The organism is Nocardioides sp. (assembly GCF_029937575.1).
Classification (GTDB): Bacteria; Actinomycetota; Actinomycetes; order Propionibacteriales; family Nocardioidaceae; genus Nocardioides.
In genome coordinates this window covers 1-16,418 of sequence record NZ_JAPYPS010000048.1, presented here as the reverse complement: position 1 = coordinate 16,418, position 16,418 = coordinate 1, and the positions used below count along the sequence as shown (strand labels likewise).

Annotated in this window: 16 protein-coding genes; 8 read left to right on the top strand and 8 right to left on the bottom strand. The window is 69.4% G+C overall.

The window, feature by feature from the left end:
* Positions 1–7: 7 nt before the first annotated feature.
* From Q1K33_RS14910 to Q1K33_RS14880, 7 genes are all read right to left on the bottom strand, one after another.
* Complete coding sequence (locus Q1K33_RS14910; RefSeq protein ID WP_300405315.1) at positions 8–1,975, bottom strand: HlyD family efflux transporter periplasmic adaptor subunit; 1,968 nt, start codon at positions 1,973–1,975, stop codon at positions 8–10.
* Positions 1,972–2,934 (bottom strand): hypothetical protein, encoded by a 963-nt coding sequence (locus Q1K33_RS14905; RefSeq protein ID WP_300405313.1) that lies wholly within the window; start codon positions 2,932–2,934, stop codon positions 1,972–1,974. The genes Q1K33_RS14910 and Q1K33_RS14905 overlap by 4 nt, the downstream gene beginning before the upstream one ends.
* 64 nt (positions 2,935–2,998) lie before the next feature.
* Positions 2,999–4,225 carry an ABC transporter permease gene (locus Q1K33_RS14900; RefSeq protein ID WP_300405311.1) on the bottom strand — a complete coding sequence of 409 codons (1,227 nt, stop codon included), beginning with the start codon at positions 4,223–4,225 and terminating at the stop codon, positions 2,999–3,001.
* The gene (locus Q1K33_RS14895; RefSeq protein WP_300405309.1) at positions 4,222–4,965 is read right to left on the bottom strand and encodes an ABC transporter ATP-binding protein; all 744 of its coding nucleotides are present in this window, start codon (positions 4,963–4,965) and stop codon (positions 4,222–4,224) included. Before Q1K33_RS14895 ends, Q1K33_RS14900 begins: the two co-directional genes overlap by 4 nt.
* Positions 4,962–6,167, bottom strand: coding sequence for an efflux RND transporter periplasmic adaptor subunit (locus tag Q1K33_RS14890; protein ID WP_300405307.1), 1,206 nt, complete (start codon positions 6,165–6,167; stop codon positions 4,962–4,964). Before Q1K33_RS14890 ends, Q1K33_RS14895 begins: the two co-directional genes overlap by 4 nt.
* A 138-nt stretch (positions 6,168–6,305) precedes the next feature.
* Positions 6,306–6,536, bottom strand: coding sequence for a hypothetical protein (locus Q1K33_RS14885; protein WP_300405306.1), 231 nt, complete (start codon positions 6,534–6,536; stop codon positions 6,306–6,308).
* Positions 6,537–6,704, bottom strand: coding sequence for a hypothetical protein (locus Q1K33_RS14880; protein ID WP_300405305.1), 168 nt, complete (start codon positions 6,702–6,704; stop codon positions 6,537–6,539).
* A 64-nt stretch (positions 6,705–6,768) separates the two neighbouring features.
* Here Q1K33_RS14880 and Q1K33_RS14875 point away from each other — a divergent pair, with 64 nt between their 5' ends.
* From Q1K33_RS14875 to Q1K33_RS14840, 8 genes are all read left to right on the top strand, one after another.
* A complete protein-coding gene (locus Q1K33_RS14875; protein ID WP_300405304.1) occupies positions 6,769–7,635 on the top strand; it encodes a TIGR03619 family F420-dependent LLM class oxidoreductase in 867 nt (288 codons plus the stop codon).
* A 120-nt stretch (positions 7,636–7,755) separates the two neighbouring features.
* Positions 7,756–7,968: a DUF2510 domain-containing protein gene (locus Q1K33_RS14870; RefSeq protein ID WP_300405303.1), complete on the top strand. Its 213-nt coding sequence runs from the start codon at positions 7,756–7,758 to the stop codon at positions 7,966–7,968.
* Between the two features lie 87 nt (positions 7,969–8,055).
* A complete protein-coding gene (locus tag Q1K33_RS14865) occupies positions 8,056–9,759 on the top strand; it encodes a hypothetical protein (RefSeq protein WP_300405302.1) in 1,704 nt (567 codons plus the stop codon).
* Between the two features lie 149 nt (positions 9,760–9,908).
* Positions 9,909–11,057: a hypothetical protein gene (locus Q1K33_RS14860; protein WP_300405301.1), complete on the top strand. Its 1,149-nt coding sequence runs from the start codon at positions 9,909–9,911 to the stop codon at positions 11,055–11,057.
* 100 nt (positions 11,058–11,157) lie between these two features.
* Positions 11,158–11,352: a hypothetical protein gene (locus Q1K33_RS14855; RefSeq protein WP_300405300.1), complete on the top strand. Its 195-nt coding sequence runs from the start codon at positions 11,158–11,160 to the stop codon at positions 11,350–11,352.
* Positions 11,353–11,478: 126 nt separating this feature from the next.
* Positions 11,479–12,489, top strand: coding sequence for a tyrosine-type recombinase/integrase (locus Q1K33_RS14850; protein ID WP_300405299.1), 1,011 nt, complete (start codon positions 11,479–11,481; stop codon positions 12,487–12,489).
* 270 nt (positions 12,490–12,759) lie between these two features.
* Positions 12,760–13,188: a hypothetical protein gene (locus Q1K33_RS14845; protein ID WP_300405298.1), complete on the top strand. Its 429-nt coding sequence runs from the start codon at positions 12,760–12,762 to the stop codon at positions 13,186–13,188.
* Positions 13,188–13,502 carry a hypothetical protein gene (locus Q1K33_RS14840; RefSeq protein ID WP_300405297.1) on the top strand — a complete coding sequence of 105 codons (315 nt, stop codon included), beginning with the start codon at positions 13,188–13,190 and terminating at the stop codon, positions 13,500–13,502. Before Q1K33_RS14845 ends, Q1K33_RS14840 begins: the two co-directional genes overlap by 1 nt.
* Before the next feature lie 563 nt (positions 13,503–14,065).
* Here Q1K33_RS14840 and Q1K33_RS14835 read toward each other — a convergent pair.
* Positions 14,066–15,988: a DUF262 domain-containing HNH endonuclease family protein gene (locus Q1K33_RS14835; RefSeq protein WP_300405296.1), complete on the bottom strand. Its 1,923-nt coding sequence runs from the start codon at positions 15,986–15,988 to the stop codon at positions 14,066–14,068.
* Positions 15,989–16,418: the final 430 nt, after the last annotated feature.

The following is a 16,418-nucleotide window of genomic DNA, read 5'->3' as shown; positions in this document are numbered from 1 at the left end:
GCTCGTCTCAGCCCCGCCCTCCCCCACCACCGAAGCCGCCGGCGCCCGGACCGGTGCCGCCCGGCACCCCGCCGAAGCCGCCCCCGAAGCCCCCGCCGAAACCACCCTGCCCGGGCGTCGTGGTGTCGGAGTCACCGGTCGGCAGGGCTGCGTCGAGGTCGGCCAGCACCACCTCGTCGCCCTCCTCGAGTCCGTCGACGACCTCGACGACGCCGGAGCCCACCAGGCCCGTGGTGACGCGCGCCCGGCCGAGGGCGTCGCCCTCGAGCACGCGGACCACGCCGGAGGTGACCGCGGACGCGGGCACGGTCAGGGCATCGGCGACTTCGTCCGTGGTGACCGACACCGCTGCTCCGGCCCCCTCGGGCAGGTCCAGGCCCCTGTCGTCGAGCGTGACCACGACGGCGTACGTCGAGTCGCCGGACGTGGAGGTGGTCGGCACGGCCGCGACCGAGGTGACCTCCCCGGTCAGGGCCGCGGTCGCGCCCACCGGGGTCACCTCGGCGGACTGACCGACGGTGAGGTCGGCGACCTGGTCCGTGGTGACGGACGACGTGACGATGCTCAGACCACCTGCGACGAGCACGCCGATGTCCGAGCCGGCCCCGACCGCGTCTCCTTCGTCCGCCTCAAGGGCGAGCAGGCGCCCCCCGTGCGGAGCGCGCAGCGTGGAGCCGTCCAGGGCCATCCTGGCGGTGATGAGGTCCGCGCGAGCGCTGTCGATGGCGGCCTGGTCACGCGCCAGGGTGGCGGCCGTGACGCTGTCGCCTCCCTGCGTGGAGCCCTGCGTGGAGCCCTGGGTCGAGCCCTGGACGGTCGCCCCCGGGTCCTGGCCGCTCGAGCTCTGAGCACCTTGGCCACTCTGACCGGGGTTGCCCTGGTCCTGGTCCGACTGGTCCTGGTCCGACTGGTTCTGGTCCGACTGATTCTGGTCCTGGTCCTCCTGCGTGTCCGGGGGCTGGCTCGTGGACTCAGGCTCCTGCTCCGGGGCAGGGTCGGGCTGCGTCGCCGCCTCGGTGAGGGTGGCCACCGCAGCGGTCAAGGTGTCCCCCAGCGCGGTGAGCGCCGACTGCAGCGCATCCTGAGCATCGGCCACGCTCGTCTGGGCTGCCTGCACCGTCGCCAGGGCAGTCGTGCACGCGTCGTCGACGGACGAGCTGCCGTCCCCGCTCGTGTCCCCGCTCGTGCCGTCGTCCGGATCGCCCTCGGGTTCCGGATCGGTCTCCGGCTCGGGGTCGGCAGGGGTGAAGGCGTCCGCGCAGACGGCGCCCTGGGCCGCGAGGGCGGCCGAGGCGTCGGCGAGTGCGGCCGACGCCACCGACTGGGCGCCGGTCACCGCATCCTGCTGGGTCCCCAGTGACGCCAGGGCCTCGCTGAGGTCGGGGCCCGTCTGGGCGGCGTCGCTGCCACTGGGCTCGGGGGTCGACTCGGGGGTCGGCAGCGGCTCCGCCGCCGCCTCGGAGGTCCCCGGTGCTGCTGAGCCCTGGTCGGTGCCACCTGGCGTCGCTGCGGACCCCCCGGACCCCGCGGACATGGCGGCGCCCGAGGTGCCCGAGCCGCTTGTCGACGTCGAGGAGGAGACCGCTGCCGTGGCCGCCGCCACGGTCTGCGACTGGGCGTCCTGGTCCTGCTCGAGCTGATCGCGGGCAGCCGCGAGGTCTGCGCGGGCCCGGGTCACGGCCGAGCGCAGGTCGGTCTGGTCGAGGCGGGCGACGACCTGGCCGGCGGTGAGCCGGTCACCGACGGAGGCGAGCACCTCGGAGACGGTGCCCGCGGTGCCGAAGGCAAGGTCGGCCCGGTCGCCCGAGCCGAGCGTTCCGGACAGCTGCAGGGTCGAGGTGACGCTGCCTCGCGAGACCGATGCGGTCCGGTAGGCGGTGTCGGCCTGAGCCGAGGCCGACCAGGCGACGTACCCCCCGACGCTCACGGTGACGGCCGCGACGCCTGCGGCCAGCCTGCGCCGGCGCCGGCTCACGAGTCCGCCCGGGACGCGTCGTCGGGAGCACCACGCCCACCGGTGCCACCGAACCCGCCGGGTCCACCGGTCTGGCAGGCCCCGTCGACGGGGTCGCTGACCTGGATGGTCTCGGCGGTGACGGCACCGGTCGAGTCGGCGTCGCCCATGGCAACCACACACTCCCCCACGGTGAGACTGTCGGCGTCGGAGTCCTGCGTGGTGGTGACCGTCGTGCTGTCCTCCAGGAGGACCGAGGTCGACGTCGTGGCATCGTCCCCGGGCACGGAGACCTCGACGGTGATCGTGCCGGCGTCGACGGCGCTGACCTCTCCCGACACCCCTCCACCGAAGCCGCGGGCACCCTCGGGGCGGTCGGTCGGTGCCGCCCCGTCCGGCGCACCCTCGGGGAGGTCGGGGAGGTCAGTGGGCGGCGTGCCGCCACCCGGTGCAGCCCCGTCGCGACCTCGGGCCCCGGCGGCACCGAACCCGCCGCCCGCCGCGGAACAGGTCCCGTCGACCTTCTCGGTGACCGTGACGGTCGCCGCTGTCACCGCCGAGTCCTCGTCGCCGGTGTCATCGCCCGTGCCGTCGGGGCTCGTCACCCGGACGCAGCTGCCGACGACGATGTCGTCCACCGAGCCGGCCACCTGGGCGGTGATCGTGGTGGCGTCGCTGTAGCTGACCGCGACCTGGCCGGACTGGTCGTTGCGCACCTGCAGGGTCGTCCCGTCGACCGCGGCGATCGTCCCGCGGGCGCCGGGCAGCGTGAAGCCCTCGTTCCCTCCGGACCCACCCTCCAGAGCCCCGCTGCCGGCCTGTGCGTCGACCGAGGTCGGATCGGTCGCGGTGGCATCCGCGCCCCCACAGGCCGTGAGCCCCCCGAGGAGCACGGCGACTGAGGCGAGCGCGAGCAGCACCGGTCGAGTGGTGGGTCGAGTGGTGGGTCGGCCGGTGGATCGGCGGGCGGTGAGAGACATGGGGCTTCCTTCGTGCTCGGGGCGTGCCGGGTGACACGTGCGATGGTCGGTGGGGACGTCGCGCTCAGTCGCTGCGCAGGGCGTCGATCGGGGTGAGTCGCGCGGCCCGGCCGGCCGGGTAGACCCCGAAGCCGATCCCCAGCGCCAGCGCGGTGCCGATGGCACCGGCGGTGGCCACCGGTGAGAGGGAGACGGGTTGGTCGATCAGCGCAGGCAACGTCTGGGAGCCGATCGCGCCGACGGCGACGCCGACGAGTCCTCCGGTGAGCCCGAGGACCGAGGCCTCGACGAGGAACTGTCGGCCGATCGCGTTCGGCGTCGCACCGAGTGCCTTGCGCAACCCGATCTCCCGGATCCGTTCGGTGACCGAGACCAGCATGATGTTCATGACGCCGATACCGCCCACGAGCAGCGAGATCGCGGCGACGCCGGCGAGCAGCACGGTCATCGTCTCGTTGGTGGCGTTGGCCGTCTCGACCAACGACTCCTGGGTCGCGATCGTGAAGTCCGCGTCCGCCGCCTCGACGCCATGGTTGGTGAGCAGGAGCGCGTGTACCTCCTGGTAGGCGGCCGAGAGCCGATCCGCGTCCGCAGCCTCCACGTAGACCGTCGAGACCGACGTACCGGAGCTGCCAGTGACGAGCTGGGCGGTGCTGATCGGCAGGACGGCCTGGTCGTCCTCGCTCGCCCCGGACGACGTCGAGCCCGACGAGGCCAGCACGCCGATGACGGTCAGCGGACTTCCGTTGACGGTGACCGTCTGACCCACCGGACTGCCCGTCGGGAAGAGCTCGGTGACCGTGTCGGCACCCAGGACGGCCACGTCGGCCGCCTCGTCGACCTCCGTCTGGCTGAAGAATCGTCCGGACGACAGGTCGCGCGCCCGTACGTCGACCCACGAGGTGGTGGTGCCGACCAGCGAGGTCGTCCAGTTGGTCTCACCGGTGACCAGGCTGACGTTGGCGGAGGTGGTCGGGGCGACCGCGGCCACGTCGGGTGCGACGGTGTCGTCGGCGATCGCGTCGGCGTCGGCGACCGTCAGGGTGGATGCCGACCCGAACCCGCCGCGTTGGCCCGCGGAGTCGGTGGTGCTGCCCGGCGAGACGATGAGGAGGTTCGAGCCGAGCGCGCTGATCTGGTCCTCGACCTCCTGCTGGGCACCCTCGCCGAGACCGACAGTCAGGATCACCGAGCTGATCCCGATCACGATGCCGAGCATCGTCAGGGTCGAGCGAAGCCGGTGTGCCCGAATGGCCTCGACGGCCGCGCGCAAGGTCTCCGCCCAGCTCATCGGGCGCCCCCTGCCACGTCGAGACCAGCACCCGTGGCCACGTCGTCGGTGATCCGGCCGTCGCGGATCACCACGTTGCGCTGGGCGCGTTCAGCGACCTCGAGGTCGTGGGTGATCAGCACGATGGTGCGCCCGGCGTCGTGCAGCTCGTCGAGCAGCGTCATCACGTCGGCGCTGGAGGACGAGTCGAGGTTGCCGGTGGGTTCGTCGGCCAGGATGAGCGACGGTTCGGTGACCAGCGCCCGGGCCACGGCGACCCGCTGCTGCTGACCGCCCGACAGCTCTCCGGGACGGTTGTCGAGGCGCTCCTCGAGACCCACTCGCGTGAGTGCCGCACGAGCCCGGTCGCGACGCTCGGCGCGCGGCACACCGGCGTACACCAGGGGGAGCTCGACGTTGCGCCAAGCCGACTTGGAGGGCAACAGGTGGAACTGCTGGAAGACGAAGCCGATCCGGCGGTTGCGGACCTCGGCCAGCTCGGTCTCGGACATCGTCGACACGTCCTCGCCGGCCAGGCGGTAGGCACCGCTCGTGGGAGTGTCGAGGCAGCCGAGGAGGTTCATCAGGGTGGACTTGCCCGAGCCCGAGGGGCCCACGACGGCGACGTACTCGCCCTCGTCGATGGTGACGTCGACGCCGCGCAGGGCCTCGAACTCGATCGTGCCGGAGCGGTAGGTCTTGCGGACCTCGTCGAGCTCGATCACGGGGTTGCGCGAGGGTGCGCTCGTGGGGTTGCTCATGGCGTGCCGCCCGGGCCCGCGCCGGGGAAGCCGGCGCCGCCTCCCGGGAAGGTCCCGTCGAACTGAGGTCGCTGCTGGTTGTCGGTGCCGTCGCCCCCGCCGCCCGTGCCCGTCGCGCCGGGGCCGCGGGTGAAGCCCGGCACCTCGACGACGTCTCCCTCGGCGAGGCCCGAGACGACCTGGGTGGTCGCGCCGTAGGTGTCGCCGATCTCGACGTGGGTGCGCTCGGTTCCGGAGTCACCGACCTTCTCGACGTACGTCGTCTCGCCGTCGGACTGCAGGGCGGCAGTGCTGACCGTCAGCACGTCGGGCAGCTGCTGGACTATCACGGTGGCATCGGCCGTGGTGCCGGCGTACAGGTCGTCGCGGGTCCCGGTGACGTCGACGCTGACCGCGAAGACCGCCGCGCCGGACGAGCTGGTCTCGGCGACCCTGCCGACCTCGGACACCGTCCCGTAGACGGTGTCGGCGACGCCGGTGACGGTGATCTCGGCCTGGAGCCCGTCGCTGACCTGGTCGGCATCGGCCGCAGCGACCGTGGCATCGAGGACGAAGCGCCCGGTGGAGACGATGGAGAACGCGGACGCGCCGGTCTCGGTCGCGGTGCCGCCTGTTGCGCTCGAGCCGCCCGAAGCGCCCGAGGCGCCTGCGCTCGAGCCCGTCACGTCGCCCTTCTCGAGACCCACCGCGGTCACGGTGCCGCGGATCGTGGCGCGCAGGGTGGCGGCGTCCACGTCGTCGCGAGCCGCGGTGAGGGCACTGCGAGCCGCCAGGACGGCGGTCTGGTCCGCTGCGAGCCTGGTGTCGTCGGCGCCGTCGTCCTCGTCCTCGTCGCGCTGGGCGACGGCCGCCTCCAACGTCGCCAGCGCGGCGCGTCGGGTCGCCACCAGTGCGGTGTCATCGACGCGCGCCAAGGCGTCGCCGACCTTCACGGTGTCACCGGCCTCGACGAGCACCCGGGTCACGGTGCCGCTCACCGCGAAGTCGAGGTCGGCCGTCGCGGCCGGCTCGATGGTGCCGCTGACTGTCACGGTGTCGCGCACGGTCTCGGTCGAGACGGTGGCCGTGGTCGTCGTGGCCACGGCCGACTGCGTGCCACGCGTGAGCAGCCAACCCGCCGCCGCAGCGGCCACCACCAGCACGAGCGCCAGCCCTCCGACGACGCGGCTCCGCCGTCGTCCCTTCCTCCACACACCCAGCACGCGCTGCCACCCTCTCGATCGGTCTCGCCGTCGAGAGGCAGCCTGGTGATCGGCGCTGTGTCGTGCGTGGGCTTCGGCTGTCTAGCCGCTGTGCGTCGACGGACCCCCGCTTGTCGAGTGAGCCGGGTAGTCGGGTGGCTAGCCCTCGGTGCCGGCCTCGAGGACCACCTCGACCTCGAAGGCCTCGGAGTTCTCCAGGTAGAGGGCGACGTGCTCCTCGCCCCCCGCGTGCGGATAGCGGTCGGCGAAGAGCTCGTGCCAGCCGTGGGCACTCGACTCCGCGCGCATCCGGTCGAGCAGCTCGCGCGAGTCGACGGTGAAGGCCAGGTGGTTGACGCCGGCGCGCAGGCGCTCGTGCGGCCCGTCCACCTAGTCGGCAGAGTGCTCGAGAAAGGCGTAGGTGCCGTCCGGGTGGCACCAGGAACGGTGCTGGTCGTCGGCCTCCCACTCCAGCTCCCCGAACAGCCAGGCCCACTCCTCGGCAGCCGTGTCGACGTCGCTGACCCACAGATCGACATGGTGGATGGCACGCATCATGTCGTCACCCTAGACCGCCGCCCTGGCGGCTAGAACACGTTCTAGTCGACGCTATCCTGGGTCGGTGCGCTTCTCGATCGTCACCGCCTTCCAGCCCGTCGACCACCTGATCCCGCTGGCCCGTGCCGCCGACGAGCTGGGGTACCACGCGATCTCGGTCCCGGACCACGTCGTCGACCTCGAGGAGCTCGCGACGCCGTACCCCTACACCGCCGACGGCTCGCGGCGCTGGGACATCGAGGCGGAGTGGCCGGACCCGTGGGTGCTGATCGGGGCCCTCGCGGCGGTCACCACCCGGGTCCGCTTCTTCACCTCCGTCTACGTGGCCGCCATGCGCAACCCCTTCCAGGTCGCCAAGTCGGTCGGTACGGCGGCGGTGCTGTCCAGGGACCGGGTCTCCCTCGGGATCGGCATCGGCTGGTGCAAGGAGGAGTTCGCGCTCCTCGGCGAGGACTTCCACACCCGAGGCAAGCGCACCGACGAGGGCCTGGCCCTGATGAAGGCCCTGTGGGAGCCCGGGTGGACGGAGTTCGACGGCGCCTTCTACTCCGCGCCGCGGATGCAGATGAACCCGTCCCCCTCCGCTCCGATCCCGATCCTCGTCGGCGGGCTCTCCGAGATCGCCTTCGCCCGCGCCGCTCGGCACGACGGGTGGGTCGGCGACATCTACACCGTCGAGGAGGCCTGCAGCCACGCTGCGCGGCTGCTCGAGATCAGGGCCGAGGTGGGCACGCAGGGGCGCTTCGACATCATCACGGCACTGTCCGACGCGTTCCTCCCCGAGCACTTCGCGACCGCGAGCGCGGCGGGGATCACCGAGGTCTGGACGATGCCGTGGGCCTACTACAGCGGCGTGGAGGCGACGCTGGAGCAGAAGCTCGACGGCATGCGGCGCTTCGCCGAGGACGTGATGGGTCCCGCACGCGGCTGATGCTGTCCGGACTTTGTCCGGGCGGCCCGGTTCGCCGACGAGCTGGACCTGCACCGGCTGTCATGGTGCTGCGCCCCGTGGGACGGGCCCACCGCCGCCGAGCTGTGGGAGCACGACGAGATGAGCACCTGGACCCGACCCGGAGCAGCCTGGCTGGCCGACCCATGGGGTCGGGCGGAGTACCGCTGGTACGACGGCGTCGCCTGGACCGAGCACGTCGCCCACGACGGCACGACGGGTCATGAGCTCGACGAGAGCTTCTCGCTGCTCGTCAGGCCCGTGTCGCGTCCCAGCGCTCCCCCGACGGCTCCTCCGGTGCTCGACGCCTGCTGAACCCGGGGCCGTCCGTCATGCACCAGGAGTGGCGCCACAGCCCTTCCTCTGGTCTCCTTGAAGGTGTCTGAATCCATGGGGGGATAGATGACGGTGCTGCATCCGTCCTCGGCCACGCCGCAGTCGCGCGAGGTCGCGGCGTCCGAGCGCAGGTCGCGACCGGGTCGACGCCTGCCCTGGCTGCAGCGTCACGTCCACCCCCGCAGACAGGTGCCGGGCACCGTGGCCGTCTTCGTCCTCGGCGCCGTGGTGGGTGCGGTGGCCTCCTGGTGGACGGTGCGAGCCGGCACCAACCTCGACTACGGCGACGCGATGGCGCACCTCACCATCGCGCAGCGGATCACCGACAGCCGCGCTCCCGGACTCTCCCAGCTCGGCACGGTCTGGCTGCCGCTGCCCCACCTGCTCCTGCTCCCCCTCGTCCAGGTCGAGTGGCTCTTCTCCACCGGGGTGGCGGCCTGCATCCTCGGGTCGCTGTGCCTCGGCGCCTCGAGCGCAGCGCTCTACCGGGTCATGGTCCGCCTCGACCTCGGTCGAGCCGCGCAGGCCGTGGGGCTCGCCGTCCTGCTGGCGAACCCGGCGTACCTCTACGTCGGGACGACCGCCCTGACCGAACCCGTCCTGGTCGCGGCTCTGATGATGTGTCTCGCCGGGCTCGCCGGGTGGACCTTCAGCCCACGGACGCTGAGCGGCGGCGAGCTGGCGGTCTTCGCCGGCATCCCGGCGGCGCTGGCCGTGCTGACCCGCTACGAGGGGTGGGCGCTGGTCGTCAGCGCGACCATCTTCGTCATCATCGTGGTGCTCCGGCAGGGTCGTGGCGTACGGCGAGCCGCGGTCCTGGCGGCCTCCTTCGCGGGGCCCTCGATCGCGGCGGTCGGCTGGTGGCTCGCCTACAACCTGTCGGTCTACGGGACTCCGACGGAGTTCCTCACCGGCGAGTACTCGGCGGCGGCCTACACCCGGGTCTTCGCCGACAGCGGGCGGCTCACGACCGCCGGCAACCCCGGGCTCTCGCTGGAGGTCCTGGGCGAGGCGATGCTCGAGAACATCGGCCTCGTCGGACTGCTCGTGGCCGCCGCCGGGCTGGTGGTGATGACGCTTGCCTGGGGCCTGGACGACCGGGCACTGCTGGTGTGGCTCGCCGGGACCTCGACCGTGTTCCTCCTCGTGAGCCTGACCACCGGTCAGCACATCATGACCAACGACCTGTCCCTGCCGACCGGCGCCTACAACAACCGCTACGTCCTGTCCGGCCTCCCGTGGGCCGCGCTGCTCGCGGCGGTGCTGGTCACGCTCGTGGGAGCCCGGGTCGAGGCACGCCGACTCCTGACCGGCGTGGCCACCGCCGCCGTCGCCGTCGGGCTCCTCGGGCAGAACCTCTGGTGGGCCGAGGACCCCGACACCCGGGTGTCGGTGCTCCAGGAGGCCGCCGTCCAGCACGGCGCCTACCGCGAGGTGAAGGAGGTGGCTCGTTGGGTCGGCGAGCACTACGACGGCGGCGGGATCCTGATGGACGAGAGCTCCCTGCTCGTGACACCGGTCATCGGCATCGACCATCGTGCCTACGTCAACCGCGCGACGGGGCCGCTCTTCGACGAGACCCTGCTGGACCCCTCCCCCGAGGTGCGCTGGATCTTCATGCACCGCGAGGTCGAGACGCGGGTGGAGAACGAGTCGTCCGTCGACCGGGTCACCGAGGCGCTGCTCGAGGCCCCGGAGCTGCTGCGGCGCTACGCGGTGGTCCACGAGACCGCAGCCTTCGTGGTCTACCGCCGCGTCGACGCGAGCTGAGCCCACATGCACGCCGAGCCCGAGTCAGGAGAGGACATGCTGTGCCAGCATTTCACTTCGGCCGCATTTGGAAACGAGGACATGGGTCGCCGGCGCTGGTTAGGGTGACATCCGGGGTCGAGCACACAGATCATGAGGACCAACCAGGCATGCATGACGAAATCATCGGACCCAGCGTCGGGCGCGTCACCATCGATGCGTTCTCCGATGAGCTTCGTGCCTTGCGGTCCGAGGCCGGCAGCCCGTCGTACGCCGCCATCGCCGCGGAGATCGCGGCTCGCCGCGAGGCAGCCGGGATGTCTGCCGAGCGGGCCCGGATCGCGCGCTCGACGGTGTACGACGTCTTCCGGACCGGTCGTCGCCGACTGGACGTCGGGCTCGTGCGTGAGGTCCTCGTCGCGCTGGGGCTGAGCGAGGACAGCGTCGAGGCCTGGGTGAGCGTCGCCCGCCGGGCGACGCCTGACGGCGCCGAGGACGGCGCCACCTCGAGGCGCACCTCAGCGACGTCGCTCCCGACGGCGTCCACCCACGTGTTCTCCGTGGCGGTCCCTACCTCCGCCCCGCCCCCAACCGCTGCACCCGCCACCTCCGGCGAGGCGACCGCGGACGGGGAGTCCGAGACATCGGACGAAGCGTCGATCGATCCGGCTGCAGCGGTGGTTGCCCCCCGGGCACACCGTCCCTCGCGGCAGCGCTCGCTGAAGCGGATCGCGGTCATCCTGCTGGCCTGTGTCGGGATCAACCTCGTCGGCCGCGGTGTCGTCCTGCTGCTCGACCTGCCCCTGCACCTGGACATGACCGGCACCGCCGTGTCGGCGATCCTGCTGGGCCCGTGGTGGGGCGCACTGGTGGGCGTCGCGACGAACACCTCCGGGGTCCTGCTGTCGGGCGTCAACTCCCTCCCCTTCGCGCTGGTCAACGTCACCGGCGCCCTCGTCTGGGGCTACGGCGTCCGGCGCTTCGGCATGGGGCGCAGCATCCCGCGCTTCTTCAGCCTCAACGTGATCTGTGCTGCAGCCTGCTCGGTCGTGGCGGTGCCCATCGTCTACCTGCTCGACGACACGCTGCGTCACGCCAGCACCAGCGCGACCGACCACCTGGTCGCGATCACCCATCTCGTCCTGGTCTCGACGTTCGTCTCGAACCTCGTCATCTCGATCTTCGACAAGAGCATCAGCGGCTTCGCAGCCCTCGCCATCGTGGAGTCACGTACCCCCGTGTCGTCGGAGCAAGGTGCCGGTCCGGGCCGGATCACCACGTCGGCGCGGCTGGATCCCGGCTCCGAACCGCACTCCTGACACGCATCGTCGGATTCGACTGCGCGCCGGGGCCGCCGTGCCTAGGCTCGGTCGGACGTCACGACCGGGAGGGTTCGCGGCGCGCACCGAAGGAGCGACCATGGACCAGGCTCTGTACGACCATCTCGGCGGTCGTGACGCCATCACCACGGTCGTCGGCGGGCTCTACTCCCGACTTCTCGACGACGAGGAGATCGCCCCGGCCTTCGCCGGGATCGACCTGACCCGGCTGCGCCAGGTGCTCGCCACCATCGGGCCGTTGCGGAACGAGTTCGTCCACGGGGCAGCGGTCTAGGGTTGGTGGCTCACTCCCACTCTTTGGCTCCCGTAGGACACGTTACGGAGGGGTAGGAGTACACATCACGACCATCTTTTCAGCCGCTGGATCTCCTGCTACTCAGGCTCCAGGAGGCCGGAAAACATGCCCTATCGACAGACCCCGAAGCTCAGTGAAGCGCTCGTCACGTACCAGCGGAATCGCGCCATCAACCTGGCCAAATCGACCGTCGACAACGACCGCAGCGTTCTTTCTAGGTTCGTCCGAGGCGTCGGTGACCCGCAGTGTCACAAGCTCACCCCCGAGGCTTGTGAGGACTACTTCGTTGATGAAGCCTTGAGCAAGTTGCCGACGTCCTACAACAAGGATCGCGCGCGAGTGTTGCTGTTTCTGGCGTTCTGCACTCGCCGGGGCTGGCTAACCGGCGACCCGATGGCTGAGGTCGGTAGGCGCAAAACCCAAGCCCGCAGGCCGCGTCTACAACTGACCGCAAGTCAGCTCCGCGCGATGATCGAGACGTCCGCCAACCCGAGGGATCGCGCCATGCTCGCCGCTGGCGCCAACTTGGGACTGCGAGCCTCCGACCTGGTGGGCCTGAAGGTCGGTGACGTCGACCTGGACAGCGGCTCTATCAGGGTAGTCATCCAGAAAACCCAGGACGCCGACTTGTTGCCGATCACCTCCGACCTGGACCGAGAGCTGCGGACCTGGTTGCAGTGGTACTCCGAACGCCTCGCTGCCCAGGGCAGGTCCCTAGATTCGGACGCTCATCTGTTTCCGCCGTTGCGACGCAATGTCCGGATCAAGCGCAACATCGTGCCCTTCGATCCAGAGCCTGAGAAGCAGTTGCGGCACCCTGCGCGAGTGGTGCACCGGGGGTTGGAGCGCATCGGCGTCGAGACGCAGCCGGGCGAGGGCTTTCATACCCTCAGGCGCAGCATCGCCAGGGTCGTGTTCGAGCAGGCAGCCAACGAAGGCCACGACGGAGCGCTGCGCATGGCGGCGTCGCTGCTGGGCCACAAGTCGGTACAGACAACTGAGCTGTACCTGGGCATCGACCGCGACCGGATGAAGCGTGACGCGATGCTGCGTGGCCGGTCGATCCTTGGGGCTCCTGTTGCCGGCAACGTCGTAAGGCTCGAGATGGGCTCCTGACCTCCGAACGGAGATTCTGCTCGCCTTACTGGACCGGGACCGCGCGACTAAGCATGTGGCCCAAAACCTGGGCCACCCGCAGCGACCCGCCATCAGGCTCGAATCTTGAGCCCGGACTGATCTGGTCTCGCAGAGCGGCCCCGAAGTAGCCGCCTCCTTGGCCCCGCATTGGACTTCAAACACGCCAGTCGACGTGACGAAGTGAAAGGAGAAGCCCCGCGCGTTGACAGACGCCGGGGCCGTGGCCGACAACCCTGGAGAACTGCCGACATGAAGATCATCGTCACCCAAGAGCGTGCCTTTAAGTCGTCGATGGAGCGCCACGGTCAGGCTTGGAGCCGAGACGACGACGCGGCCCTTCGCGTGATGGTTGGTCATCACGACCACGCGGAGCGCATTGCGGAGGTGCTTCAGCGCTCCGTGCCCGCTGTGCTGAAGCGCTGGGAGTTCATCGGCCCCTTGCCGGATGACCTGTACCCGACCGCTTACGACGAGAACGGTCACTTCGACCCGGCTAGCAACCGCCCGCTGTCAGAGCAGCTCGGCAGTCCGATGAAACTGACCCGCTGGGCTCGGCCCTCCAAGGTCTTCCCCAATCGGTGGCCGAATACTTGCTGCGTCTGCCTCAGGCTGATCCCGAAGCACGAACAGGTGCACTTCGTCGCGACCGACAAGCTTGCCCACGCGGAATGTTTCTGATGACCGTCCAGAAGCGAGTTCAGCGCAGGGCACACCGCCGCACCTACCGGGAGGGCGACGACCTGACGTGCGCTGGCTGTAAGGGCGTGATCCTGGCCGGTGAGAAATTCTGGCGGGGGATCACGCGCGAGCCGTGGCACCCCGCCTGTCGTCGACTCAACGTCAACACCGCCCACCCGATCACCAAGCGCTATCTGACCGACGATCCCGTCGGCCAGTCCTGCGGTGGTTGCGGCTGCGTGATCACCGAGCACGACACCGTCGTCCACAAGCTCGCGAAGCCGTGGCACAAGGAGTGCATCCTGATGCGCTGATACGGAAGGCAACTCGCGGCGCGGTCGCCGGTCACGCTAGGCCCGACCCAGAGCCAAAAAATGCAAGGCCCTGGGCGAAGCTGTGCCCGGAGCTTGCAGCTCCCCCACCATTGAAGCAGCGCCGCAGGCACCACGCTTCTCGCGACCGCGAAGCGGGCGCCCAGCCCCCGTAACCACCCACCCGACCTCGGCCGCCAGCACCTCGTGAACGACCACGACCTTCGCGAACCAGGACCCTCCTGGAGGCGAAGGAGGTTGCCGTTGGGGTCGTGAGGCGCCTACAGGCGGGGCACAGGGCGAGGTGGATAGGACGCCGCTGCGCGGCGCCGTCTCCCAGCAGCCAGCCCATAGGCGCGAACGCCTGAGAGCCGGTCGTCCCACTGCGCGTCACTGATGTACATCCGCTGGCACCTGATGTACATCGCGCCACGATGCCGAAGTCTAAACAATGACATCTCACATGTCCGAACGAGGACATCTCACATGTCCATGGTGGGACACATGACATGTTCATCTCGTTCCTAAGCCAGTTCATCCGGAACGCAGCCAACCGAACCCGCTATTCAGGCGTCGTCCTCCGGCAGGTCATCGGCATCCTGACTGGGCTCATCATCGTCATCTGACTGGTCATCGAGGGATTCGTCTTCGACCTCCGGGCGCGGCCAGGTTGAGATCGCAAGGCTCACCAGCCAGATCGTTCGAGCATCGATTGCGGACTCGTCCCACTCTCCGTCCCAGTCCCTCAGGACAGAGGCACCTGGTGAGGCAAGGATCGACGACGTGGTGATCAGGAGCGTGCTCTTGGCCCCCAGGGCGGTGCGCTTCGTCGCCCAGTCGGAGTTACGCATCTTTGAGTTCAGACGGCCGTTCGTAAGAGTCAGATTCCCGAGCGCGTTGACAGCTCTCTCCCGAACCTCCAGCGCCTTCTGGGGGTCGTCCGAGGGAGCCAACGGCCAATGAGTGCGCCATGCCTGGGGCAGAACGTGCTCGATGTTCAGGGCGCCGTTGTCGGCTTCGATTCTGCTTTCATCCTCGGCCTGCTCGTCCCTCAACCGGTTCTCGATGCCGACGAAGAACGCGCGGATTCGTGGCTTGCTCAGCGCGTAGAAGTTCGACCCGATGAGAGCGCCGACGAACTCACTGTCGCTCGGCCACCAGCGAGATTCAGCTCGAAGCCCGCTGAGGGTGTCCCTGATCGTGGCCCCTGTTTCGGCTGCCTCGGCGGCAGCGCTTGCCTTGAGAGTGGAAACAAAGATGTTGTTGTAGTCCTTCGTCGTCAACCCACAGACACCCCGGCGCATCAGGTACGAACCGATGGCCGAGACGGCGACGCTCTGCTCAGACTTCGGCACCGCCTGATCCTGAGAGAACAAGCTGAGCAGCAACGGCCAGACGGTATTGGTCTTGGTGGCGACGACGTGGTCTATCAACACGGCGGCCTCGTGGCTGGGCGGATCGTCAATCAAGCGGTCGTACAGATCAGCGTGTTCCCGCACGGCCTTGATGACGTCGGCTGCGTTGTGGCTACCGTCTAGGACCCAAGTCTTGAACTCGTCAAAGAGGTGCTCTACCGAGACGGCGCTCTGCTTCTGAATGGTGAGCCAGTAGGCCAGGACCACGTCGAGGCGGTTACGTGTGATCCGACCGCTCGTCACGTCGAGTCTCCACCGTCGCGAGTCCAGCGGCAGCCAGTGGTTCACGAGTAGCGATTCGGCTTCCTTGCGCTGGCCCTGGTCTTCGACCAGCCGAAACAGAAGGTTCTTGATGAGGTCTGATTGCGACAGCTCGACGCCGCGATGGTTGAGCGCCTCGAAGATGACCTGTGCGTTGTCGGTCTTCTCCAGGGTGATCATCGCGACCTGCATCCGGTCGTTGAGTGCGCTGTGTAGAGCGGTGAGCCGGTCGTCGGCATCGACACCGTCGCCCGCCCAATCTGCGATGGCCTCCTCGAACCACACGCGAGCACGGCAGACCTGGTGAAGGGGGTCCGGGCAGTTGCTCAGGTCTCCGGGAGGACGGATCGCCCAGAGGAACTCGTCCCTGTCTTGAGGCAGCGGCCAGAGCTTGTGGCGGTCATCGGGGAAGTTGTCGTGGACGGTGGCGGCATCGTTCTCCAGCCAGGCAGCGAAGCGCCCGGCAGCGGTCTCAGCTCCAGCTACCGCCGCTACAGCTCGTGCTGCGGCCAGCAAGATCTGCAAGGTGGTCAGTCGTTGCTGACCATCGATCAGCAGCGACCCGTCGATCCGCTGGGGATTCCGTTGGATCGTCTTCACCACGATGGATCCAAGGAAGTAGCGCGGCGGTTCGTCCGGCCAGGAGTCGTCCGTCGTGTCCTGGACGACACCGTTGGCGGCGGCTCGGATGTCGTCCCACATCGGGGACCACTCCCGGTCGGCGGCCCACACGTACGGCCGCTGAAACATCGGGATCTCGTAGCGGTGGTTATCCGAGAAGACGCTCTTGAGCGTTACATCGCCAGCTTGCACCTCTGCATCGTGCCACCCAGCGGAGGGCCGCGCCTCAGTTCGGTGCCGAAGGTTCACAAGCCAGATCGGCGGCGGCTCGGCCAGGCCAGCAGCTAGACCAGCGTCTAGTAGCGAGTACGCACAGCGTCGTGTTGGCGGGCGCTCTTCAAGCGTTCCAGTGTCTCGGGTGACGCATCATGGAGAAGGGCGTCGTACTCGCGCAACAGGATCTGCAGGTGCGCCCAACGAATGCGTTGGAACTGAGTACGCGGCCGATTTACCGCTGCTGTCCGAAGTGCCGAGAGCCAGGCCGGTTCGTCTGTGGTGGTCATGGCATGACGTTAGAGCGACGCCATCGATTCCGTCGCCCAACGCCGCGACCACTGGGAGTTTCCCGGCTCTTCCCAGATGAGGGTGTAGGTCGGCCGGGCGCGTCGGTCCGCAGATAGAC